Here is a 20,630-nt window from a genome sequence, read left to right as displayed (position 1 = left end):
GCTGTGCAAAGGCTGAGAGTCTCGGTGCCCGGGGCGGGGGTCGAACCCGCACGCCTTGCGGCAGCCGCTTTTAAGGCGGCCGTGTCTGCCGTTCCACCACCCGGGCGGGTGACACCGGCGCGCCGACACGCGGCGGTGCCGTCTCACCGTAACCGTTGTGCGCCAACCCGGCGTACCCCGAGGTGTTCCCGCCACTAGGGTCGAGGCCGTGACCACCACAGCCCGCACGGCCCCCGGGCCCGACCCGGAGCGGGCTGTCCGCACCGAGCCGGCGGTGGTCCGCCCGTCCTGGTTGGCCCGGCTGCTGGCCACCGCGGTCCGCTACCGCGCGGACCTGCTCGTCGGGCTGGTATTCGTGCTGCTCGCCTGCTGGCTCACCGAGGGGCTGTGGCCGGCGCCGGCGCAGCGGATGCTGGCGCTCAACCCCGAGGACCAGACCCTCTACGAGTGGTTCCTGGCTGTGGACTCGCGCGCCCTGCTGGGCGACTTCAGCCTGCTCACCGACCGGCTCAACGCGCCGGACGGGGTCAACCTGATGACCAACACCACGGTGATCGCGCTCGGCGTGCTCTTCGCCCCGGTCACCCTGCTGCTCGGCGCGCCGGTCACCTTCGCGCTGCTGGCCGCGGCGAACCTGGCCGGCACGGCGGTCGCCTGGTATCTGCTGTTCACCCGGACGCTCCGGGCCCGCCGGCTCGCCGCCGGCCTCGGCGCCGGGCTCTGCGGCTTCGGGCCGGGAATGGTCTCGCAGACCAACAGCCACCTGCACATGACCGCGCAGTGGCTGGTCCCGGTGATCGTCTGGCTGGTGGTCCGGCTGCTCCGGGCCGCCGACCCGGACGCCACCCCGGGCGGACCTGACCGGCTCCGGCTCGCCGCCGCGGCGGTCGGGCTGGCCGCCGCGGTCACCGTCCAGGTGTTCATCGGCGAGGAGGTGCTCTTCCTCGCCGCGGCCGCCCTGCTGGTGATGGCGGTCGCGTACGGGGCGACCGACCGGGCCCTGCTCCAGCGGGCCCTGCCCGCGTTCGGCGGCGGGCTGATGGTCGCCGCCGGGCTGGCGCTCGTCGTGCTGGCGTACCCGCTGTGGTTCCAGTTCGCCGGGCCGCAGGGGGTGGCGGACGGGATGTTCAGCCCGTACTACTTCTCCGCCGACCTGAGCAGCTGGTGGACCATCTCCCCGCTCTCGGTTTTGGGCAGCGACTCCTCGGCCCGGCTGACCACCGGCCCGGCCGAGTACAACACCTTCCTCGGCTGGCCGCTGCTGCTGGTCACCGTCGGCTGCGCGGTCTGGCTCGGACGCCGCCGGCTGGCCGTCGCCTGCGTCGCCGCGGCGCTGGTGATGGGCGCGCTGTCGCTGGGCCCCGAGGTGGTGATCGGCGGCGAGCGGACCGCGCTGCCCGGCCCGTACGCCCTGCTGGCCGGCCTGCCGGTGGTGGACGGCGCGCTGCCGATGCGGTTCGCCCTCGCGGTGCTGCCGCTGGCCGGCACCCTGCTGACGCTCGCGGTGGACCGCGCCCTGCGGGAGCGCGGCCGGGCCCGCCGGCTGGTCCCGCTGGCCGTCGCCGCCGCGCTGCTGAGCGTCTTCCCGGCGCCCCTGCCGACCACCGACCGCCCGTCGGTCCCCAAGTTCATCACCGCCGGGCACTGGCGGCAGTGCGTACGCCCCGGCGGGGTGCTCGTCCCGGTGCCGCTGCCCACCCCGCAGGATCCGTGGCCGATGCGCTGGGCGGCCGCGGCGGACGCGGAGTTCGGCATGCCCGAGGGCTTCTTCATCGGCCCGTACGGCCGGGACGGGTCGGCCACCATGGGCACCTACAAGCGCCCCACCTCGTCGCTGCTGGCCGATGTCGCCAAGCGGGGCATCCAGCCGCCGGTCGGCGACGAGCAGCGTCGGCAGGCCGCCCGGGACGTCCACTTCTGGGGCGCGTCCTGCCTGGCGCTGACCGACGACGCACCGCACGCGCAGAGCCTGCGCGGGACGCTGGAGCAGCTCTACGGCCCGGGCACCCGGATCGCCGACGCCTGGATCTGGCGTTTCTGAAAAGGGCCCTTCCCGTCCGGGAAGGGCCCTTCACGAAGCTCAGCTCAGCCGCGAAGCGCGCCGACCGGCTGGGAGGCCTCGGCGAACTCCTCGCGCGGGTCGTGCAGCTGGCCCAGGGCCACCACCTCACGCTTGAGGAAGAACGCCAGCGACCAGTCGACCACTACCCGGACCTTGCGGTTGAACGACGGGATCCGCGACATGTGGTACGTCCGGTGCATGAACCACGCCGGCCAGCCCTTCATCTTGATCCCGTAGACCTGGGCGACGCCCTTGTGCAGGCCGAGGCTGGCCACGCTGCCCGCGTGCTTGTGCTGGTAGTTGACCGGCTCGCGGCCGCGGATCACCTGCACGATGTTGTCGGCCATCCGGGCGGCCTGCCGGACCGCGTGCTGGGCGCTCGGCGAGCAGAAGTTGCCGGGCTCCTTGGTCAGGTCCGGCACGGCGGCGCAGTCGCCGGCGCTCCAGGCGCCCTCGACGACCCGGTCGCCGTCCACGATCTGGAGGGTGGGCAGGCAGGTGATCCGCCGCCGCTCGTCGCGCGGGAAGTCGGTCGCGTCCAGCATCGGCGACGGCTTGACGCCAGCCGTCCAGACGATGGTGTCGGCGCGGAAGCTGTCCCCGTCGGAGAGCTTGACCACCCCGTCGACGCAGGACTCCAGCCGGGTGTCCAGGCGGATGTCCATGTTCCGCTTCAACAGCTGCTGCACCGTGTAGGCGCCCATGTCCCGATCGACCTCGGGCAGCACCCGCTGGGTGGCCTCGACCAGGACCCAGCGCATGTCCTCCGGCTTCAGCTCCGGGTAGTAGCGCAGCGCGTCCCGGGCCATGTCCTCCATCTCGGCCAGCGCCTCGATGCCGGCGTAGCCGGCGCCGACGAAGACGAAGGTCAGCGCGCGGCGGCGGACCTCCGGGTCGGTCGTGGCGGCCGCCACGTCGAGCCGGTCCAGCACGTGGTTGCGCAGGTAGATGGCCTCGCCGATGGTCTTGAACCCGATGCCGTGCTCATGCAGGCCAGGGATGGGCAGCGTACGGGACACCGAGCCCGGGGCGACCACCACGTGGTCGTACTGAATCTCCCGGGTCGGGCCGCTGATCGGCTGTACGATCGCGGTCCTGCGCCCGTGGTCGATCCGGGTCACCGCGCCCGCCACCACCGTGCACCTGCGCAACTCCCGTCGCAGCGGCACCACGGAGTGCCGGGGCGAGATGTTGCCGGCCGCCGCCTCCGGGAGGAACGGCTGGTAGGTCATGTGCGGCTGCGGGTCGACGACGATGACCTCGGCCTCACGGGAGCTCAGCTTCTTGGACAGGCGCAGAGCTGCGTACAGGCCGACATGCCCGGCACCCACGACAAGGATCCGCTTCGGATTCACGTCATCTATCTTTCCCCGGGCGGCTCGGCTAATCCCGATCGAGACCCCCTTCTGTGACCGAGCACAACCGCTGTGACCTGCGCAACGTGACCGCGCGTTCCCGCTATCGACGACGCAGCAGCCAGCCCAGCAGCGCGCTCAGCGCCACGGCGACCAGCAGTCCGGCGACCGTGGCCGCCTGGAAGCCGCGGTCGGTGCCGGCCCCGCCGACCTGCACGAGCAGGATGCCGAGCACCGCGCTGGCGAGCACCACCGCGCCGGCCCGGCTCAGCCAGCGCACGATCAGCTCCGGGTCGACCACGGCGTCGAAGGGCAGCACCGCGGCGAGCGTACAGAACGTGTGCGCCAGATAGAGCAGCGTCGCCACGGCGAGCAGCCGCCAGAGCGCGATCGGCCGGTCGAACCCGGCCGTGGCGAGCAGCCAGCCGCCGACCGTGACCAGCGCCGCGACCGTCGGCCACACCCGGCGCGGTCCGGCCGCCGGCAGCACGGCCACGACCGTCAGGGCCAGCAGCGACCGCCCGTTGAACACCTCCACGGGGTACGCCAGCAGCAGGCCGACCAGCACGGTGAGGAAGACGCCGACCCGGACCAGCAGCGGGGTCAGGCTGACCCGGTTGGCCGCGTACCGCACCGCCCGGACCCGTTCGGTCAGCCCCTCGAGCAGCTCGCTCATCGGTGCTTGCCTTCGTTCGCGACTGCGGGACTCCGCTTCGCTGCATTCCTCGCGCTCACGGATGCCCGCCTTCGTTCGCGACTGCGGGACTCCGCTTCGCTGCATTCCTCGCGCTCACGGATGCCCGCCTTCGTTCGCGACTGCGGGACTCCGCTTCGCTGCATTCCTCGCGCTCACCTGGCACCGACCCTCGGGGCGGTGGCCAGCCGGGCCACGTCCCGGAGCACCTGGTCGAGGCTGCCCGCGCCGGCCCAGCGCACCACCGGCACGCCGTGTTCGCGGAGCTGGCCGATCATCGTGTCCCGGTCCAGCCGCCACAGCCGGTACGCCACCTCGGCCCAGCCCCGCTCCGTCGGCGGGCTGAGATCGGCCGGCAGGGTGTCCACCGCCACCACGAACCGTCCGCCCCGGGCCAGCCGGGCCAGCATTTGCGCCGACCGCTCGTCCAACAGCGGGGTGAGCACCACGACCAGCGCGTCGGCGGACAGCAGCTGCGGCCCGAAGACCTGGTCGTACGGCTCGTGCGGGGAGGACTCGGCCTGGACGTCGAGCAGCCACTCCAGCACGGTCAGGTACTGCCGGCGGCCGGTGGCCGGGCGGAGCCGGCGGGCGGCCGGGCCGTACTCCAGCATCGCCACCCGATCGCCGCGGTGCAGGTAGTGCTCGCCGATCGCGGCGGCCGCCCGGACCGTGGTGTCCAGCACCGACGCGGCGCCGTGGACGCCCCCCGATCGACCCGCCTCGGCCAGCACGTCGAGCAGCACAACCACCTCGGCGTCCCGGTCGGAGAGGGTGGCCGCGACGTGCAGTTGCCGGGCCCGCAGCGAGACCCGCCAGTCGATCCGGCGCAGCCGGTCACCGGGGGCGAAGATCCGTACACCGGCCAGCTCGCCGCCCTCCCCCGGCCGGCGCGAGTGGTGCGCGCCGACCAGCCCGGCGGCCCGGGGCATCGCCTCCACCGCCTCGAAGGGCTCGGTCATCGGGTAGACGCGCATCCGCACGGGTTCGGTGATCACCGCGCGGGAGACCAGCAGTCCGTCCGCGGCCGCCACCCGGACGCCGGCCGGGCCCACCGGATGCCGCCCCCAGCGCAGCGCTGTCCCGGCCAGTCCCAGATCGACGGCCGAGCCGGTCGGCACGGAGGTCGCGAACGGGCGGTCGGCCCCGGCGCGGCTTAGGTCCACGCCGACGCCACCGAAGGCGACCTTCTCCACCCGCAGCCAGGGCGACATCCGGGTCCGGACCACGGCCACGTCGTACGAGACGGTGTCCGGGTTGCCGACGGTGATCGTGGAGCTCATCGCGCCGCCCTCGACCAGGTGCGCGTCCTCCGTGGTGATCTCCAGCAGCGGGCTCGCGGTGGGGCGGCGATGCAGCGCGTACGCGGTGCCGACGGCGAACGGCGCGGCCAGCACCACCAGGTCGATCCGGCCGAGCAGCACCGCGGCGATCAGCAGCAGCCCGGTGAGCAGCACCGCCCGGCCGAGCGCCCAGGTGGGTGCCCAGCCGGCGGCCAGCCCTTCTTCGGTGGGCACGGCGATCAGAACCCCGACCCGCCGGCCGCGTAGCTGGGCAGCGCGCCGCTGGCCGGGGCGGGTGTCTGCTCCAGCACCTCGCCGACCACGAAGGACGGGTCCACCCGGCGCAGCCACATCTCCGGGCGCAGCGTGATCCGGTGCGCCAAGGCGGGCACCGCCACCTCCTTGACGTCCTCCGGCACCACGTAGTCCCGGCCGTCGAGGACCGCCCGGACCCGGGCCAGCAGCAGCAGCGCCAGCGAGCCGCGCGGCGAGGAGCCGACCAGCGCGGACGGGTGCTCCCGGGTGGCCGCGGTCAGCGCGACGATGTAGCGGCCGACGGAGTCCTCGACCACCACGTCCTCCAGCGCCGCCTGCATCGCGCGCAGCGTGGCTGCGTCCACCACCGGCTTGATCTCGGCCTCCTCGCGGCGGCGGGCCATCCGCCGGCGCAGCACCTCCCACTCCTCCTCGTGGTCCGGGTAGCCGAACGACACCCGGAGCAGGAACCGGTCCAGCTGCGCCTCCGGCAGCGGGTACGTCCCCTCGTACTCGATCGGGTTGGCGGTGGCGAGCACGTGGAACGGCTCGTCCAGCCGGTAGGTGACGCCCTCGACGGAGACCTGTTTCTCCTGCATCGCCTCCAGCAGCGCCGACTGGGTCTTCGGCGGGGTCCGGTTGATCTCGTCGGCGAGCAGCAGGTTGGTGAAGACCGGGCCGGCCCGGAACGAGAAGTCGCCGCTGCGCTGGTCGTACAGGAAGGAACCGGTGACGTCGGCGGGAAGCAGGTCGGGGGTGAACTGGAGGCGGCGGAAGTCCAGCCCGAGGGCCTGCGCGAAGGAGCGCGCGGTCAGCGTCTTGCCCAGCCCGGGCAGGTCCTCCAGCAGCACATGTCCGCCGGCCAGGATGCCGGCGAGGACCAGCTCCAGGGCCTCCCGCTTGCCGACCACGATCGCGCCGACCGCGTCCAGCACCGCCTGGGCCAGCCGGCCGACCTCGGCGGGGGGCATGCTCGGGTCCACGTCGTTCATCACAGCTTCTCCAGTTCGGCGACGATCGCCGCGAGGTCGCGCGGCGACGGGGGGCGGCGGGAAGGCGTGCTGAGGAACGTCCACAGGGGCTCCCCGAGCAGGATGCGGGCCCGGGCCGGGTCGGACTCGCGGGTGACGCCGTGCTTCTGGCGCAGGCGCTCGTCGGCCAGTTCGCCGATCCGGGGCAGGATGCGCTCGGCGAACCGCTCCGGACGGCCCGAGGACCAGTCCAGCGGGCGTTCCCACCCGTTGATCGCGGCACGCAACGCGTCCCGCGCCGCCCAGTTCCAGATGCTCGGCTCCTCGCCGGCGGGCGCCCGGTTGCCGGCGTGGGGCGGCGGCGGGGGTGACAGGGCACGGGTCACGCGACGGACGGCGAGCAGCGCGAGCACGCCCGCCACGATGATCCAGAGGGAGACCTGAAGGCCGACCACCCGCAGGCCGGCGACGACCACCACGACGATCGCCGCGGTGACGGCGAGAGTACGCAGCACCCCGCGCACCGGCCCGCCCCGGTCCGCCGCGGCCCGCGCGGCCGGCTCCTCCTCGAACGTGAGCAGGTCGTCGATGCTGGTGCTCATGACGCCACCTCGTCGGTGGCGGCGAGGGCGGTGAGTTCACCGCGCAGCCGGCGCAGCGCCGCCCGGGCCTGATCGCGCATCCGCTCGTCGACCGTGTGCGTGGCGTACCGGGCCTCGCGGTAGACGTGCGCGAACCCGTCCAGCACGTCGGCGCTGGCGATCGCCGGGACGCCGGCCGCCGGGTCGCCGCGCAGCAGCCGGCTGACCAGGTCGGTGGGGGTGTCGCCGGCGAGCCGGGGCACGCCGGTCTCCTCGGCCGCCTCCTCCAGGCGGACCCAGCAGGCGATCACCGCTCGCCGCGGGTCGGTGTCGCGGTCGTCCAGCTCCACCAGGCCGGCGTCGAGCGCGGCCACCACCTCCCGGGCGGTGCCCTCGGCGGTGCGCCGGGTCCGCTGCGCCGGGACGGCCCGGGTGGTCCGGCGCAGCGCGCCGCGGACCAGCGTCCAGATGACGTACCCGATCGCGACCAGGCTCGCCAGACCGAGCACGACGATGGCGACGGCGGCGATCCACTGGGGGATCTGGGCCTGGGTGGCCTCGGCGCCGTCGCGCGGCTCGATCGGGATGGAGGGCGCGGGCTGGGCCGAGGGGTATTCCGGCACGTAGGGGATGTTGTCCGCGGCGGGTGGGATCCGGCTTGCCCCGATCGAGGAGTGTCCGGCGGCGAGCGCGGCGACCGCCAGCAGGATGGTCACCGCCGCGAGGGGCCACCACCTGCGCAGCACGCCGAGGTCCATCCCACCGCCCCACGCATCCTCAGTCCACTCCGGCCAACTGCTTCGCCCGGGCGAACACGTCGTCCAGCATTCCTGGTGTCAGCCGCCCGGTAAAGGTGTTCTGCTGGCTGACGTGGTAGCAGCCGAGCAGATCCGGAGCGGACCCGCCGGACCAGTGTGCCCCATGGCCGAAGACCGGGCGCGGACTGGGCGGGCGCACGCCGTACACGTCGCGCAGGACCGGCCACCACCCGGCCCAGGCAAAGGACCCGAGCGCGACCACGACCCGCAGGGTGGGCCGGATCAGCGCGACCTCGCGGTGCAGCCATGGCGCGCAGGTGTCCCGCTCGGCCGGGGTGGGCTTGTTGTCCGGCGGCGCGCAGCGCACGGCGGCAAAGATGCGGGTGTCCCGCAGCGACAGCCCGTCGTCGCGCGCGACGCTGGTCGGCTGGTTAGCCAGGCCGGCGCGGTGCAGCGCGGCGAAGAGCACGTCGCCCGAGCGGTCGCCGGTGAAGATGCGCCCGGTGCGGTTGCCGCCGTGCGCGGCCGGCGCCAGACCGAGGATGGCGATCCGGGCGTCGGCCGCGCCGAAGCCCGGCACCGGCCGACCCCAGTAGTCCTGATCCCGGAAGGCCGCCCGCTTCGTGCGGGCCACCGCCTCCCGCCACTCGACCAGCCGCGGGCAGGCGAAACAGTCACTGATGGCGCCGTCGAGGTCGGCCAGGTCGGTCGCCCGCGCGGCGCGGGCGACCACCTCCTCCGGGGTACGGGGCTCAGCCAAGCTTGGCCCGGAAGAGTTCCAGGGTGCGGGCCCAGGCGGTGGCGGCGGCCCGCTGGTCGAAATTCTCCGGCCGGTCCTCGTTGAAGAAGGCGTGCGCGGTGCCCGGGTAGTCGTAGAGGGCGCAGCTGCCGCCGGCCTCCTCGATCGCCGAGCGGGCGGTCTGCACGCCTTCGCTGGCGGACGTGCCGTCTGCCTCCGCGCAGTGGATGACCGTGGCCTTGCCCGCGTAGTCGGGCCAGTCCCGACGCATGCCCTCCCACGGGAGCCTGGGGTAGAAGGCGGCGGTGGCGACGATCCGCTCGGAGCGGGTGGCCGACCAGAGGGCCAGGCTGGCACCGGCGCAGAAGCCGGCACAGCCGACCTTGCCGGTGACCTCGGGCCGCCCGGCCAGATAGTCCGCCGCCGCGGCGATGTCCATCGCCGCGTCGTCCATCTGCGGGCCGTTCAGCATCTGCCGAGGCTCGCTCGGCTTGGCGGCCGGTTGGCCGTGCCGGAAGTCCGGGGCGAGGGCGACGAAACCGGCCTCCGCGAAACGGTCCACGACCGCCTGGACGTGAGGGACCAGCCCCCACCAGTCCTGAATGACGATGACCGCCGGGCTGGCCGCACCGCCGGAGGGTATCGCGAGATACCCCTCGCGCGTCCCTCCGTTGCTGGTGAAGCTCACCATCTCGCCCATGGCCTGTCCTCCTAGCGGTCAGTCATCGTTGGCTGGTCGCACAGTGGTCCTACGTGCCGGTAGCCTGCCACGCCGCCACCGCACCGGGGAAGACGCGAGAACAGTGGCATTCACCTCCTGTTCACTGGCACCGGACACGCCGACGGCGGCGCGGATCTGCACCGCGCCGCCGTCAGCGGTCGTCGTCCGGCCCGTCAGGCCTTCTTGGTCAGGCAGAGCAGGTAGTACTTGCTGCCGGCCCGCTGGGGACCGGAGAAGACGTAACCGTCTTCGCCCTCCTTGAAGTACTGGTTGCACGCGTCGCCGGACTTGGCCTGGGCCTCGGTCTGGTCGTTCACCCGGCCGACCACGGTGAACGCCGCCTCGGTAGAGGTGCACTCCACGACCTTGGCGCCGTCGACGTCCTTCTGCTCGCCGTCGGCCACCTCCGGCAGCTGCGCGATGCAGTCACCAGCCTTCGCCTCAACGGTCTCATCCTGGTTCAGGAACGACTTGAGGCCGAACTTGAGCCCGGCGATCACGATGACGGCGACGATGATGCCGATGATGCCCAGCACCTTGCGGCCACCGGACTTCTTGGCCGGGGGCGGCGCCTGGACGGCCGGCTCGGGCTGGCCGGGGTACGGCGCGGAGGGCGGTGCGACCTGCTCTGACACGGGTGTTCCTTCCGAGGGGTTGTTGAGCAGACGACACCATAATGATCAACCTCGGTGGCCGCTACCCCGAGCCCATCATCCGTTCAGCCAATTCCCAGCTTCAGTGCCATGCGGGGCTCCCCGCCGGTCGGCGGAAGCCCCGCATTCCGCTCAGCGGGTCGGGCTCGGCACGGGCGCCGCTCCGGTCGGTGCCGGCGCCGCCGTCGCCGTGGGCGTGGCGGCGGTGGTCGGGGACCCGCTTGCCGTCACGCCCGGCGGCGCCGGGGTCGAGGCGGGCGGCCGGGGCTGGAACGGCGCGAGTTCGGGGCAGTACGGATAACCCTGCCGTACGCTGCGGTAAGCGCTCGATTGGCGCGGGTCTGCGCAGACGGGGTAGCCGAGCCGGATCGGTACGCCGTTCTGGTCGAAGAGCTGGGCGTTCTCCACCAGCCGCCCCTCGCTGTCGTAGACGAAGACGTCCTCGACGCGGTCGTACGGGTTGCCGACCGACACCTCCTGGTAGCCGAAGTCCTCTGAGCTGGCGTGCTGGTCCACATTGACCAGCATGGCGAAGGAGAAGAGCACCAGCGCCGCCGTGCCGAGGCGCAGCAGCCGCCGGGGCCAGCCGCGCAGCCGCTCCGAGCGATGCCCCAGCCAGATGGAGGCGAGGACGCCGCCGACGAGCAGGAACAGGCCCGCCACCGCACTGTCGCCGAGCCGGGGCAGCAGCCCCGACGGCTCACCGAGCGCGGCGGAGACCAGCAGCGCCGCCAGCCAACCGCGCAGCACCCACCAGGCCGGCCGGAGCAGGCGGAGGAAGTCGGTCGTCGAGGCGTACCCGAGGAGGGGGCCCAGCCGGGTGTCGAGGGCACGGAGCCGGGCGCCGAGCCGGACCCGGGCGGCGGCGAGGCGCCGGTTGCCGGCGGGCGCGTCCGCGCCGGCGGCGGCCCGCAACTCGGCGGCGTACGCCTCGGGCTCGCCCAGCCGGTCGACCAGAGAGCCGTCCGCCTCGGCGGCCACCTCGGCGAGGTGCTCCGGCAGGTCCTCGGTCAACTCGTCGCGGACGGCGGGCGGCAGGTCGGCCAGCGCGGCCCGCACCCGGTCGACGTAGTCCGCGATCTCCTGCCCAGTGACGGTCATGCCGCCATCCCCCGATCGTCGAGCAGTGCGTCCATGGTGGTGGCGAAGGAGCGCCAGACCTTGCCGGAGCGGGCGAGCTGGTCCCGACCGGCGGCGTTGAGCGCGTAGTACTTACGGTGCGGGCCGGACTCGCTCGGCACGACGTAGGTGGTCAGCAGGCCGGCGGCGAAGAGTCGGCGCAGCGTGCCATAGACCGAGGCGTCGCCGACCTCCTCGAGACCGGCCTCGCGCAACCTGCGCAGGATGTCGTAACCGTAGCCGTCCTCCTCCTTGAGCACGGCCAGAACGGCGAGGTCGAGCACGCCCTTCAGGAGCTGCGTCGTATCCACGCTTCGACGCTACTGTGCGATGCGTAGTACCGTCAAGCGCATACTAGCGATCGACGGCCCCGTATCCGGGCCGGTCGTAGGGTGGACGCATGTCGTGGAGCAGCTACGGGTCGTTCCTGGTCTTCGCCACGGTGCTGATCCTCATCCCCGGCCCGGACTTCGCGGTGGTCACCCGCAACACCCTGGCCGCAGGTCGACGCCGCGGCGCGTGGAGCGCGATCGGGGTGAGCGCCTCGAACGCCGTGCAGGGCGTGGCGGCGGCCGCCGGGCTGGGCGCGCTGATCGTCCGCTCCCAGCCGCTGTTCGAGACGATCCGCTGGGTCGGCGTCGCCTACCTGACGTACCTCGGCGTGCAGGCGTGGCGCTCGGCGCTGCGCGGCCGGTACGCGCCGCTTGCGGACGATGCCGCCACCCCGCCCGGCCAGGCGCTGGCCGGCTTCCGGCAGGGATTCCTGTCCAACATCACCAACCCCAAGGTCCTGGCGTTCTACCTGGCCGTGCTGCCGCAGTTCGTCGGCGGCTCGGCGCCGCTGGCAGTGCTGCTCGTCTTCGCGCTCAGCCACGCGGTGCTGTCCCTGGCGTACCTGCTGGTGCTGGTCGGGGCGCTGAACCGGGCCCGGGAGCTGCTGTCCCGGCGTCGGGTGCGGCGCTGGCTGGACGGGCTGACCGGGGTGGCCCTGCTCGGCTTCAGCGCCCGCCTCGCCACCGAGCGGGTCTGAGCGCAACTTCTCCAAGAGCATCCACACCGCCAAGGTTTAGCAATCGCTATACTCCCCACATGGCCGGTGGCGAGTGGGAGATCTACGTCGTCGACGAGGTACGCCAATGGATCAAGACGCTCGACGAGGCGACCTTCGCCCGCGTCGTGCAGGCGCTCGACCTTCTGGCCGAAGTCGGGCCCGGCCTCGGACGGCCGCTCGTTGACACCATCCACGGATCGTCGGTCGCCAACTTGAAGGAGCTGCGGCCCGGCACGGTACGTATCCTCTTTGCGTTCGACCCGTGGCGATCCAGCATCCTCCTCGTTGCCGGCGACAAGTCGGGGCAGTGGAATGCCTGGGTATCGCGAGGCCATCCCGCTCGCGGAACACCGCTACGAGCTCTACCTGAAGGAACGGACACGACAGGAGGGGGGAGCAGGATGAGCGACTACTCGCGCTGGAAGGACATCCGCGCCGAGCACGTCGCGCGTGCCGGCGGCGAGGAGGCAGTCGAGGCGGGCAAGCAGGAACTGCTCGCCAAGGTCATCGGACACCGGCTGGCCGAGGTACGTAGGTCGCGCGGCTTGACCCAACAGCAGGTGGCCGACCGAATGGGCGTCACCAAGGGCCGGGTTTCTCAGATCGAGCAGGGCAAGATCTCCGGTCAGGAGATCGTCGCGCGCTTCGCTGCGGCCTTGGGCGGCCGACTTCACCAGGCCATCTACTTCGACGACGGGGACATCGCCGCAATCGCGTGACCCGGTTTCCTGACGCTCGTGGCGGTCGCCTGGCCGCAGGCTCCGGATCCTTCCGGCGAGGTCACGACCGGGACTTAAGCCGGTCCACCCCCAGCTCTAGTCGCCCGCACACGTAACGAGCTCGCCGAGGCAGTAGTCGAGGGCATCCTCCAGGGTCTTCGCGTCGGTGCGGATGAGGCCCCGCTCGCCGAGGCCCGGCCCGGACGGCAGCATCGTCCAGGGCTTGCCGATGAAGTCCGCCGTCCGCTCGTGGTCGACCTTGAGCAGGACGGACACTCCCGCCCGCCCCAGCTCGTCCATCAGCAGCTCGACGTCGATCACCTGGTCGATTCTCAGGCCAGGCTCCAGGCGATGCCGTCCGGCATCTGCGACAGAATTTGCGCGATGGATCAGACGTAGAGCTTGCGGAGCTCGCGGGCGATGTCAGAGACCTCGGTGAGGGTGCCGCTGGCCACCGACATCACCAGAGCCTCGGCCTGATCAACGTTGACATCCTGGATCTGCACCTCATTGAGGGCCAGAAACACACGCGCCGCCGCCCAGGCGAGACGCTTGTTTCCATCGATCAGGGCGTGGTTCATGCAGACCGAGTGCAGCAGCGCGGCGGCCTTGCTCCAGAGATCGGTGTAAGCCTCCTGGCCGAACGCCACGGTGGCCGGGCGGACCACCGCCGACGAGAGCAGACCGAAATCACGGACCTGCGGCGTCTCACCCAACACGATCGAGGCGATCTCCACGAGGTCGTCGACCTCGAGATAATTGATCACTCCGCCAACCGCCGCAGCAGCTCGGCGTCGCGCTCGGCAACCTCCCGCGCAAGATCCCGCACACGGGCACGGTGACTGCGGGCCGAGACATACTCCTCGACCGCCACAACGATGGTGGCATTCATCGACCGGTGCTCCTGCTCGGCGAGCTGCTTGAGCCGCTCATGCAGCCCATCAGGCAGATTGACCGTGGTGACCATATGGAAATCATACCGCCCATACGCAGGGAAAACCAACCTATCCCGAGGTCTCCGCAAGGCTCCAGGCGATGCCGTCGAGGATGTCGTGCTCGGAGGCGATCACGGACGACATTCCGGCGCGTTCCATGATCACTCGCAGCACCAGGGCGCCCGCGCCGATCACGTCGGCCCTGCCCTTGTGCATCACCGGGATGGCGAGCCGCTCCTCGCAGGTCTTCGCCAGCAGGTCGGCGGTCACGTCGGCGACCTGCTCGTACGACACCCGGGCGTGGTGGATGCGCTCCGGGTCGTACTCCTGGAGGCCCTGAGCGATGGCGACCACGGTGGTGACCGAGCCGGCGAGCCCGACCAGCGTGGCGGCCTCGCGGCCCGGCACGGCCGCTAGCGCCCGGTCCACCGCGACCGCGATGTCGGCCTGGGCGGCGGCGGTTTCGTCCAGGCTCGGCGGATCGCCATGCAGGTGCCGCTCGGTCATCCGGACGCAGCCGATGTCCATCGAGACCGCGGCCTGCACACCGCCCTCGCGGGTGCCGACCACGAACTCGGTCGAGCCGCCGCCGATGTCGACCACCAGGTACGGCGGCTTGGCGTCGGCGGGCAGCCCACGCACGGCCCCGGTGAAGGAGAGCCGGGCCTCCTCGTCGCCGGTCAACACCTCGGGCGTCACGCCGAGGGTCTGCTCGACCATCGCCCGGAAGTCGCCGGCGTTGGCGGCGTCCCGGGTCGCCGAGGTGGCGCACATCCGCACCCGCTCCGCACCGAACTTCTCGATCTCGGCCGCGTAGTCGGCGAGCGCCACCCGGGTGCGCTCGATCGCCTCCGGGGCGAGCCGGCCGGTCTTGTCGACGCCCTGGCCCAGCCGGACGATCTCCATCCGCCGGCTCAGGTCGACCAGCGGCGCCGTCGGGCCGGCGGACGGGTCGGGCAGGTCGGCGACCAGCAGTCGGATGGAGTTGGTCCCACAGTCGATGGCGGCCACGCGCGTCGTCACGGCAGCAACCATACGGCAGCCAGACGGTCCCGCCCCGCGGTACAACCTGACCCGCGCCCGGGAGACGGTGACCCATGGAGCGATATGCCTACGAGTCATAAATATGACCGACAGGCATATCCCTCGTGAGCGTCATGTCGCCGGCAGGTCGACACGGCGAATGCCGAAGCGGCGCAGCTGGGGGCCGGGCCGCTCAGCACTCGGGACGGTCGGCAACTGCGGCACCGGGGAACTCGCCGAGCAGGTGTGCGCCGAGCGGTGTCAGCCGGTGCTGGACCGCCGCGCCGGTGCGGTCGGTGGTGATCAGACCGGCGGCCCGCAGGGCCGTCGCGTGCTCCGAGGCCGAGGAGAGGCTGACCCCGACGGCGCGAGCGAGCGCGGTGGTGGTGTGCCGTCCGGGCTCGGCGAGGCGACGCAGCACCGCCGCCCGGGTGCCGTTCAGCAGGCGACCGAGTGGCTCGGCGGCCGGGTCGGCGGCCCGCCGCGGCATCGCCACGGGGTAGACGAGCAGGACCGGCCGGCGGGGCTCGACCAGCACCCGCGGGAGCGGACCTGCCAACGGCGAGGGCAGCAGCACGAGGCCCTGGCCGGTCCCGGCCATTTCCCCACCCCACCAGGTCCGCACCTCCAGCACGGGTGGCCGCCAGCGGATCGCCGGGTGCAAGCCACGAAACAGGCCCTCCAGTCCGCGCATCGCCAACCGGTGGGCTGCTCGCCGCGCCGGATGCGGGCCTGGTGGCCACCGACCTGATCTGGGACTTCTTCGCGGCCCACCCCCGGCGGGCCTGACGCGGCGGCGGTGGTCGCACCTGGCGTCAGAGGCGCAGCAGCATGCGGGTGTTGCCGAGGGTGTTGGGCTTGACCCGTTCCAGGTCCAGGAACTCGGCCACGCCCTCGTCGTACGACCGGAGCAGCTGCTCGTAGACCGGATGCGGCACCGGCGCGCCGTCGATCTCGCGGAAGCCGAACGAGCCGAAGAACCGGGTCTCGAAGGTGAGCACGAAGATCCGGGCCACGCCCACCTCCCGGGCCGCGTCGATCAGCTCGCCGACGATCCGGTGGCCGATCTTGCGGCCCCGCCAGGTCGGGTCCACCGCGACGGTGCGGATCTCGGCCAGGTCCTCCCACATCACGTGCAGCGCGCCGCAGCCGACGACCGTGCCGTCGGGCGTCACCGCGACCCGGAACTCCTGCACGTCCTCGTAGAGGGTGACGGTGGCCTTGCTGAGCAGCCGCCGGTCGTCGGTGTAGGTGTCCACCAGCCGCCGGATCCCACGTACGTCGCTCGTCCGGGCCCGGCGGACCACGATCTCGTCCCCGGTCACTGCTCCGCCGGGACGTCCACGCACGGGCCGGTGGCCCACCACTTCTCCACCAGCGCCAGCGTCTCGTCGCCGAACGGGTTAACCCCCGGGCCGGCGGCGAGCGCGTGCCCGAGGTGCACGTGCAGGCACTTCACCCGGCCGGGCATGCCACCGGCCGAGATGCCGGAGATCTCCGGCACGTGGCCGATCGCCTCCCGGCGGGCCAGGTAGTCCTCGTGCGCCGCCCGGTACCGGGCGGCCAGCTCCGGGTCGGCCGCCAGCCGGTCGGCCATCTCCCTCATCAGCCCCGCCGACTCCAGCCGGCTGCACGCGGCGGTCGCCCGCGGGCAGGTCAGGTAGAACAGCGTCGGAAAGGGCGTGCCGTCGGCCAGCCGCGGGGTCGTCTCCACCACGTCGGGCAGGCCGCAGGGACAGCGGTGGGCCACCGCCCGGGTGCCCCGGGGCGGGCGTCCGAGCTGCGCGGCCACCGCGGCCAGGTCGGCCTCGGTGGCCGGTTGCCGCTCCGGCGGGGGTACGGAATCCGCCGCCGGGTCGGGCGGGGGTACGACGGTCACGGTGCCCATCTCTCGTTCGGTGCTGGGGTGATGCTCACTTGTCGGGCTGATCGGCGTTGGCCGCCTGCACGCTCGACCACAGGGTGCCGTACCAGGGATCCGGCCCCTTCGGCGGCGCCGGCATGGCGCCCGCGTCCTTGGCGGCGCCCTCCGGGTCGGAGAGCACCACCAGCAGGGTCTCCCCGGGCTTGCCCATGAAGAACCGCTCCCGGGCCTGGCTCTCGATGTACGCCGGGTCCTGCCACTTGGCCGCCTCGGCGGAGAGCTCCTCGATCCGCTTGCGCTGGTCGGCCTGGGACGCTTCCATCCGCTCGATGTCGGCCTGCTGGTCGAGGTAGACGCGCACCGGGTAGGTGTACGCCAGGGCGAGGGCGATCAGCACCGCGAAGAGCACGGTGGCCCGCCCGGTGAGGCGCCGGGGGTGGGGTGCGACGAGCCGCTTGACGGTGCCGCCGGCCGCGGTACGCCGAGCGGCGGCGGGCCGGCTCGCGGAGCGTACGCCCTCCGCGCCGCGGGCCGCGCCGGGCGACCGGCCGGCGGCGCCGCGCGGCTCGGCGCGGACGCCACCCACCGACGATCGGGTCCGGGCCGCACCCGCCGTCCGGCCGGCCTGACCCGGCCGGCGGGCGGGACGCTGACCACCCGGTGTGCGGCGCTGCTGCATCGTCACACCCCTCCCCCGGAGCTTCGCGCGTCAGGCGGAACGGTAGCGCGGGAAGGCGCTCGCGCCGGCGTACCGCGCCGCGTCGGCCAACTCCTCCTCGATCCGCAGGAGCTGGTTGTACTTGGCGACCCGGTCGGAGCGCGCCGGGGCACCCGTCTTGATCTGGCCGCAGCCGGTGGCCACCGCCAGGTCGGCGATGGTGGTGTCCTCGGTCTCGCCGGAGCGGTGGCTCATCATGCACTTGAAGCCGGCCCGGTGGGCCAGGTCCACCGCGTCCAGGGTCTCGGTCAGCGAGCCGATCTGGTTGACCTTGACCAGCACCGCGTTGGCGGTCTTCTCGGCGATGCCGCGGGCGATCCGCTGCGGGTTGGTGACGAAGAGGTCGTCGCCGACGATCTGGATCCGGTCGCCGATGGCGGCGGTCAGGGTGGCCCAGCCGCTCCAGTCGTCCTCCGACAGCGGGTCCTCAATGGACACGATCGGGTAGTCGCCGACGAGCTTGGTGTAGTAGTTGCTCATCTCCTCCGCGGACTTGGTCGCGCCCTCGAAGGTGTAGCTGCCGTTGTCGAAGAACTCGGTGACGGCGACGTCGAGGGCGAAGACGATGTCGGTGCCGAGCTTGTAGCCAGCCTTCTCCACCGCCTCGGCGATCAGGTCCAGCGCGGCGGAGTTGGTGGGCAGGTTCGGGGCGAAGCCGCCCTCGTCGCCGAGCCCGGTCGAGAGGTCCTTCTTCTTCAGCACCGACTTGAGCGTGTGGTAGACCTCGGCGCCGGAGCGCAGCGCGTCGCGGAAGGTCGGCGCGCCGATCGGCGCGATCATGAACTCCTGGATGTCGACGTTGGTGTCGGCGTGCGCGCCACCGTTGAGGATATTCATCATCGGCACCGGCAGCAGGTGCGCGTTCGGGCCGCCCAGGTAGCGGAAGAGGCTCAGCTCGGCGCTACCCGCGGCAGCCTTGGCCACCGCCAGCGAGACGCCGAGGATGGCGTTGGCGCCCAGCTCGGACTTGGTGTCCGTGCCGTCGAGGTCGATCATCTTCTGGTCGATCAACCGCTGCTCGCTGGCCTCGTACCCGATGAGCTGGTCGACGATCTTGTCCTCGATGTTGGTGACCGCCTTCTCCACGCCCTTGCCCTGGTAGCGGTCGGCGTCACCGTCGCGCAGCTCGAGCGCCTCGAAGGCGCCGGTGGAGGCGCCGGACGGCACCGCGGCGCGGGCGATCGTGCCGTCGTCGAGCCCGACCTCGACCTCGACCGTCGGGTTGCCTCGCGAGTCCAGAATCTCCCGGGCGACGATTCCCTCGATGGTTGCCACTGAGTCGCTCCTCGTTTGTGTGTTCCGGTCCGGCATGGGCCGCGACGGTGCGGCTGGGGCAGGTGTTGAACGCAGCGTATCGGGCGACGGCTGGGCGCACGTCGTGGCCCGGCGCGCTGGGCCAGGACGACCTTCGCCGCCTCGCCACGACGGACATTCCCGAATTCTCGTACGTCAACCGGCAACGAGTTTGCACGACGTTGCCCCGATCAACGAGGCTGGGCGGCATGCCCGCCCCCTCGACCACTCTCCGCGTGCTCGCCGCCTCGGTCATCGCGTCGCTCACGGTCACCGGGTGCCAGGCCCTCGACGACGCCGGACAGGCTCTCGGGCGGGCCGACCTGGTCAACGACCTCGCCGCCCGGATGGACCGGGCGCTGGAGCAGACCTGGGCCGCCGACTACCAGCTCGCCGGTGGACGGACCGCCTCGATCGCCCAGACGCGGGACCCGCTCCAGTCGGCGTACAGCTGGCCGGACGGCAAGATCGTGGTGACCCAGCAGGCCCTGACCCGGTGCGAGACCGCCACCGGGCACACCTCCTGCACGGTGCTGCCGCCGGTGCTGACCGCCGGGCGGCCCTCGGTGATCGTCTACACGGAGATCGGCAGGCACGGGCTGGTCACCCCGCCGGCCGTGATCCGGCTGCTGACCGACGCCGCCCTCGATCCTGCGGCGACCATCATGCAGAGCGACACCACGCTCGCCGGGCACCACGCCACCTGCGTCGACGTCACCCGGTCCGGCGACAGCTTCACCGCCTGCGTCACCACCGAAGGTGTGCTGGGCAGCTTCACCGGGACTCTCGACGGCAAGCCGGCGGAGGCGGCCCTGAGCCGCTACACGGAGACGGTGGACCCGGCCGCCTTCGACGTGCCGCCCGGGGCCGGCGTCGTCGACCGCCGCTCCCCGACCCCATGACCGAGCCGTCGCCCGATTCTCGCGGAGGCCCCGCACCGGGCGCCCCCGCCCGCCCGGTGGCTGCCGCCCGCGGGTTCGTCCCCGGCGCGGCCGCCGGTACACCGCCGGCGCCGACCGACATCGCCCTGCCGGTTGCCGGGCGCAAGCTGCTGACCGGACCGGACGGGCACTTCCCATGGGTCGGCGACCTGCCGGCGGGGACCGACTGGGTGCCGGTCGGCACGCTGGACGGCGTACCGGCCTGGGCGGCCGAGGTGGCGGACGCCGAGGATCTGCCGGGGCGCTGGCGGAGCTGGCGGGCGCTCGCCGCCGAGCTGCCCGAGCCGCCGGTGACGCTGGCCGGGCGGGCGTTGGCGGTGCTGACCTGGCGGCGTACCCACCGGTGGTGCGGGGCCTGCCGGGCGGAACTGGCCGACGTGCCCGGCGAGACGGCGCGGCGCTGCCCCGACTGCGACCTGTACGTGCCGATGCAGCTCTCCGCCGCGGTGCTGGTCGCGATCACCCGCCCCGGCCGTGGCGGCCCCGACGAACTGCTGCTGGTCCGCCACGCGTACGGCCCGACCGGGCTGTGGGCCCTGGTGGCCGGCTTCGTCGAGGCGGGCGAGTCGCTGGAGGCGGCCGCCCACCGGGAGGTCGCCGAGGAGGTGGGGCTCGCCATCGCCGAGCCGACCTACTTCGGCAGCCAGCCCTGGGCGATGTCCGGGCCGGGCACCCTGCTGGCCGGCTTCACCGCCACGGCCATCGAGCCGAGCGCCGAACCGGTGGTCGACGGTAGGGAGCTGGCCGAGGCCCGCTGGTTCCCGCTGGACGCGCTGCCGGCGGAGCTGCCGCCGGCGTACTCCATCTCGCGCTGGCTGATCGACGCGGTCGCCGTCCGCCCGCGGCGCTGACCGCCGCCGTCCGCGCCCGGCGGGGTGTTGACAGGGGACCCTGC

At 72.8% G+C, this 20,630-nt stretch carries 25 protein-coding genes, 1 tRNA gene and 1 pseudogene; 6 read left to right on the top strand and 21 right to left on the bottom strand.

The window, feature by feature from the left end; genetic code table 11:
• Positions 1-25: 25 nt before the first annotated feature.
• Positions 26-106, bottom strand: a tRNA-Leu gene (locus GA0070624_RS08590).
• A 102-nt stretch (positions 107-208) separates the two neighbouring features.
• Between GA0070624_RS08590 and GA0070624_RS08585 the strand changes: the two genes are divergently transcribed.
• A complete protein-coding gene (locus tag GA0070624_RS08585) occupies positions 209-2,041 on the top strand; it encodes a hypothetical protein (protein ID WP_176731628.1) in 1,833 nt (610 codons plus the stop codon).
• Between the two features lie 44 nt (positions 2,042-2,085).
• Here the strand turns inward: GA0070624_RS08585 and GA0070624_RS08580 are convergent, their stop codons facing one another.
• The 11 genes from GA0070624_RS08580 to GA0070624_RS08530 all read right to left on the bottom strand — a co-directional run bounded on the left by GA0070624_RS08580 (position 2,086) and on the right by GA0070624_RS08530 (position 11,502).
• Positions 2,086-3,417, bottom strand: coding sequence for an NAD(P)/FAD-dependent oxidoreductase (locus GA0070624_RS08580; protein ID WP_091338636.1), 1,332 nt, complete (start codon positions 3,415-3,417; stop codon positions 2,086-2,088).
• 103 nt (positions 3,418-3,520) lie between these two features.
• A complete protein-coding gene (locus tag GA0070624_RS08575; RefSeq protein WP_091338633.1) occupies positions 3,521-4,093 on the bottom strand; it encodes a hypothetical protein in 573 nt (190 codons plus the stop codon).
• Between the two features lie 173 nt (positions 4,094-4,266).
• Entirely contained in the window at positions 4,267-5,637 is a 1,371-nt protein-coding gene (locus tag GA0070624_RS08570; protein WP_091348408.1) for a DUF58 domain-containing protein, read from the bottom strand.
• A complete protein-coding gene (locus GA0070624_RS08565) occupies positions 5,634-6,641 on the bottom strand; it encodes an AAA family ATPase (protein ID WP_091338631.1) in 1,008 nt (335 codons plus the stop codon). Before GA0070624_RS08565 ends, GA0070624_RS08570 begins: the two co-directional genes overlap by 4 nt.
• Entirely contained in the window at positions 6,641-7,222 is a 582-nt protein-coding gene (locus GA0070624_RS08560; RefSeq protein WP_091338626.1) for a hypothetical protein, read from the bottom strand. The genes GA0070624_RS08565 and GA0070624_RS08560 overlap by 1 nt, the downstream gene beginning before the upstream one ends.
• Positions 7,219-7,959: a DUF4129 domain-containing protein gene (locus GA0070624_RS08555; protein WP_091338623.1), complete on the bottom strand. Its 741-nt coding sequence runs from the start codon at positions 7,957-7,959 to the stop codon at positions 7,219-7,221. Before GA0070624_RS08555 ends, GA0070624_RS08560 begins: the two co-directional genes overlap by 4 nt.
• A gap of 19 nt (positions 7,960-7,978) precedes the next feature.
• A complete protein-coding gene (locus GA0070624_RS08550) occupies positions 7,979-8,692 on the bottom strand; it encodes a uracil-DNA glycosylase (RefSeq protein ID WP_091338620.1) in 714 nt (237 codons plus the stop codon).
• 19 nt (positions 8,693-8,711) lie between these two features.
• Positions 8,712-9,398: a dienelactone hydrolase family protein gene (locus GA0070624_RS08545; RefSeq protein WP_091338617.1), complete on the bottom strand. Its 687-nt coding sequence runs from the start codon at positions 9,396-9,398 to the stop codon at positions 8,712-8,714.
• 194 nt (positions 9,399-9,592) lie between these two features.
• On the bottom strand, positions 9,593-10,054 hold the full coding sequence (locus tag GA0070624_RS08540; protein ID WP_091338614.1) for an LppU/SCO3897 family protein: 462 nt from the start codon (positions 10,052-10,054) through the stop codon (positions 9,593-9,595).
• A 150-nt stretch (positions 10,055-10,204) separates the two neighbouring features.
• A complete protein-coding gene (locus tag GA0070624_RS08535) occupies positions 10,205-11,173 on the bottom strand; it encodes an HAAS signaling domain-containing protein (protein ID WP_091338611.1) in 969 nt (322 codons plus the stop codon).
• Positions 11,170-11,502, bottom strand: a complete 333-nt coding sequence (locus GA0070624_RS08530) for a PadR family transcriptional regulator (protein WP_091338608.1) — start codon at positions 11,500-11,502, stop codon at positions 11,170-11,172. The genes GA0070624_RS08535 and GA0070624_RS08530 overlap by 4 nt, the downstream gene beginning before the upstream one ends.
• 89 nt (positions 11,503-11,591) lie before the next feature.
• Here GA0070624_RS08530 and GA0070624_RS08525 point away from each other — a divergent pair, with 89 nt between their 5' ends.
• The 3 genes and pseudogenes from GA0070624_RS08525 (at position 11,592) to GA0070624_RS35605 (ending at position 12,961) form a co-directional block, all read left to right on the top strand.
• Entirely contained in the window at positions 11,592-12,221 is a 630-nt protein-coding gene (locus GA0070624_RS08525) for a LysE family translocator (RefSeq protein ID WP_091338604.1), read from the top strand.
• A 59-nt stretch (positions 12,222-12,280) separates the two neighbouring features.
• A pseudogene (locus GA0070624_RS35610) lies at positions 12,281-12,647 on the top strand (type II toxin-antitoxin system RelE/ParE family toxin).
• Complete coding sequence (locus GA0070624_RS35605) at positions 12,644-12,961, top strand: helix-turn-helix domain-containing protein (RefSeq protein ID WP_245718707.1); 318 nt, start codon at positions 12,644-12,646, stop codon at positions 12,959-12,961. Before GA0070624_RS35610 ends, GA0070624_RS35605 begins: the two are co-directional and overlap by 4 nt.
• Positions 12,962-13,057: 96 nt before the next feature.
• Here GA0070624_RS35605 and GA0070624_RS08515 read toward each other — a convergent pair whose 3' ends face one another.
• The 9 genes from GA0070624_RS08515 to eno form a co-directional block, all read right to left on the bottom strand.
• On the bottom strand, positions 13,058-13,282 hold the full coding sequence (locus tag GA0070624_RS08515) for a hypothetical protein (protein WP_218105125.1): 225 nt from the start codon (positions 13,280-13,282) through the stop codon (positions 13,058-13,060).
• Positions 13,283-13,350: 68 nt separating this feature from the next.
• Positions 13,351-13,728 carry a type II toxin-antitoxin system death-on-curing family toxin gene (locus tag GA0070624_RS08510; RefSeq protein WP_091338598.1) on the bottom strand — a complete coding sequence of 126 codons (378 nt, stop codon included), beginning with the start codon at positions 13,726-13,728 and terminating at the stop codon, positions 13,351-13,353.
• A complete protein-coding gene (locus GA0070624_RS08505; RefSeq protein WP_073824963.1) occupies positions 13,725-13,928 on the bottom strand; it encodes a ribbon-helix-helix domain-containing protein in 204 nt (67 codons plus the stop codon). The genes GA0070624_RS08510 and GA0070624_RS08505 overlap by 4 nt, the downstream gene beginning before the upstream one ends.
• 37 nt (positions 13,929-13,965) lie before the next feature.
• The gene (locus tag GA0070624_RS08500; RefSeq protein WP_091338595.1) at positions 13,966-14,907 is read right to left on the bottom strand and encodes a Ppx/GppA phosphatase family protein; all 942 of its coding nucleotides are present in this window, start codon (positions 14,905-14,907) and stop codon (positions 13,966-13,968) included.
• A gap of 205 nt (positions 14,908-15,112) precedes the next feature.
• Positions 15,113-15,613, bottom strand: a complete 501-nt coding sequence (locus tag GA0070624_RS35215; RefSeq protein ID WP_091338593.1) for an ArsR/SmtB family transcription factor — start codon at positions 15,611-15,613, stop codon at positions 15,113-15,115.
• 121 nt (positions 15,614-15,734) lie between these two features.
• The gene (locus tag GA0070624_RS08490) at positions 15,735-16,244 is read right to left on the bottom strand and encodes an amino-acid N-acetyltransferase (RefSeq protein WP_091338589.1); all 510 of its coding nucleotides are present in this window, start codon (positions 16,242-16,244) and stop codon (positions 15,735-15,737) included.
• Positions 16,241-16,798: a DUF501 domain-containing protein gene (locus tag GA0070624_RS08485; protein WP_091348401.1), complete on the bottom strand. Its 558-nt coding sequence runs from the start codon at positions 16,796-16,798 to the stop codon at positions 16,241-16,243. The genes GA0070624_RS08490 and GA0070624_RS08485 overlap by 4 nt, the downstream gene beginning before the upstream one ends.
• A 34-nt stretch (positions 16,799-16,832) precedes the next feature.
• The gene (locus GA0070624_RS08480) at positions 16,833-17,462 is read right to left on the bottom strand and encodes an FtsB family cell division protein (protein ID WP_091348397.1); all 630 of its coding nucleotides are present in this window, start codon (positions 17,460-17,462) and stop codon (positions 16,833-16,835) included.
• Between the two features lie 30 nt (positions 17,463-17,492).
• Positions 17,493-18,776, bottom strand: coding sequence for a phosphopyruvate hydratase (gene eno, locus GA0070624_RS08475; protein WP_091338586.1), 1,284 nt, complete (start codon positions 18,774-18,776; stop codon positions 17,493-17,495).
• 227 nt (positions 18,777-19,003) lie between these two features.
• Here eno and GA0070624_RS08470 point away from each other — a divergent pair, with 227 nt between their 5' ends.
• On the top strand, positions 19,004-19,696 hold the full coding sequence (locus GA0070624_RS08470) for a hypothetical protein (RefSeq protein WP_091338582.1): 693 nt from the start codon (positions 19,004-19,006) through the stop codon (positions 19,694-19,696).
• A 56-nt stretch (positions 19,697-19,752) separates the two neighbouring features.
• Entirely contained in the window at positions 19,753-20,586 is an 834-nt protein-coding gene (gene nudC / locus GA0070624_RS08465; protein WP_245718706.1) for an NAD(+) diphosphatase, read from the top strand.
• The last annotated feature ends 44 nt before the right edge of the window (positions 20,587-20,630 follow it).

It is taken from the genome of Micromonospora rhizosphaerae (genome assembly GCF_900091465.1).
In the GTDB taxonomy this organism is placed as follows: domain Bacteria; phylum Actinomycetota; class Actinomycetes; order Mycobacteriales; family Micromonosporaceae; genus Micromonospora; species Micromonospora rhizosphaerae.
Note: the sequence above shows the minus strand (reverse complement) of the source record. Positions and strands in the feature narration are given on the sequence as shown.

Bases quoted from the DNA above. Each gene is read 5' to 3' on its own strand.
- GA0070624_RS08480 (WP_091348397.1), bottom strand. From the start codon at position 17,462: ATGCAGCAGCGCCGCACACCGGGTGGTCAGCGTCCCGCCCGCCGGCCG.
- GA0070624_RS08555 (WP_091338623.1), bottom strand. From the start codon at position 7,959: ATGGACCTCGGCGTGCTGCGCAGGTGGTGGCCCCTCGCGGCGGTGACC.
- GA0070624_RS08470 (WP_091338582.1), top strand. From the start codon at position 19,004: ATGCCCGCCCCCTCGACCACTCTCCGCGTGCTCGCCGCCTCGGTCATC.
- GA0070624_RS08525 (WP_091338604.1), top strand. From the start codon at position 11,592: ATGTCGTGGAGCAGCTACGGGTCGTTCCTGGTCTTCGCCACGGTGCTG.
- GA0070624_RS35605 (WP_245718707.1), top strand. From the start codon at position 12,644: ATGAGCGACTACTCGCGCTGGAAGGACATCCGCGCCGAGCACGTCGCG.
- GA0070624_RS08545 (WP_091338617.1), bottom strand. From the start codon at position 9,398: ATGGGCGAGATGGTGAGCTTCACCAGCAACGGAGGGACGCGCGAGGGG.
- GA0070624_RS08535 (WP_091338611.1), bottom strand. From the start codon at position 11,173: ATGACCGTCACTGGGCAGGAGATCGCGGACTACGTCGACCGGGTGCGG.
- GA0070624_RS35215 (WP_091338593.1), bottom strand. From the start codon at position 15,613: ATGCGCGGACTGGAGGGCCTGTTTCGTGGCTTGCACCCGGCGATCCGC.
- GA0070624_RS08575 (WP_091338633.1), bottom strand. From the start codon at position 4,093: ATGAGCGAGCTGCTCGAGGGGCTGACCGAACGGGTCCGGGCGGTGCGG.
- GA0070624_RS08560 (WP_091338626.1), bottom strand. From the start codon at position 7,222: ATGAGCACCAGCATCGACGACCTGCTCACGTTCGAGGAGGAGCCGGCC.
- GA0070624_RS08565 (WP_091338631.1), bottom strand. From the start codon at position 6,641: ATGAACGACGTGGACCCGAGCATGCCCCCCGCCGAGGTCGGCCGGCTG.
- GA0070624_RS08505 (WP_073824963.1), bottom strand. From the start codon at position 13,928: ATGGTCACCACGGTCAATCTGCCTGATGGGCTGCATGAGCGGCTCAAG.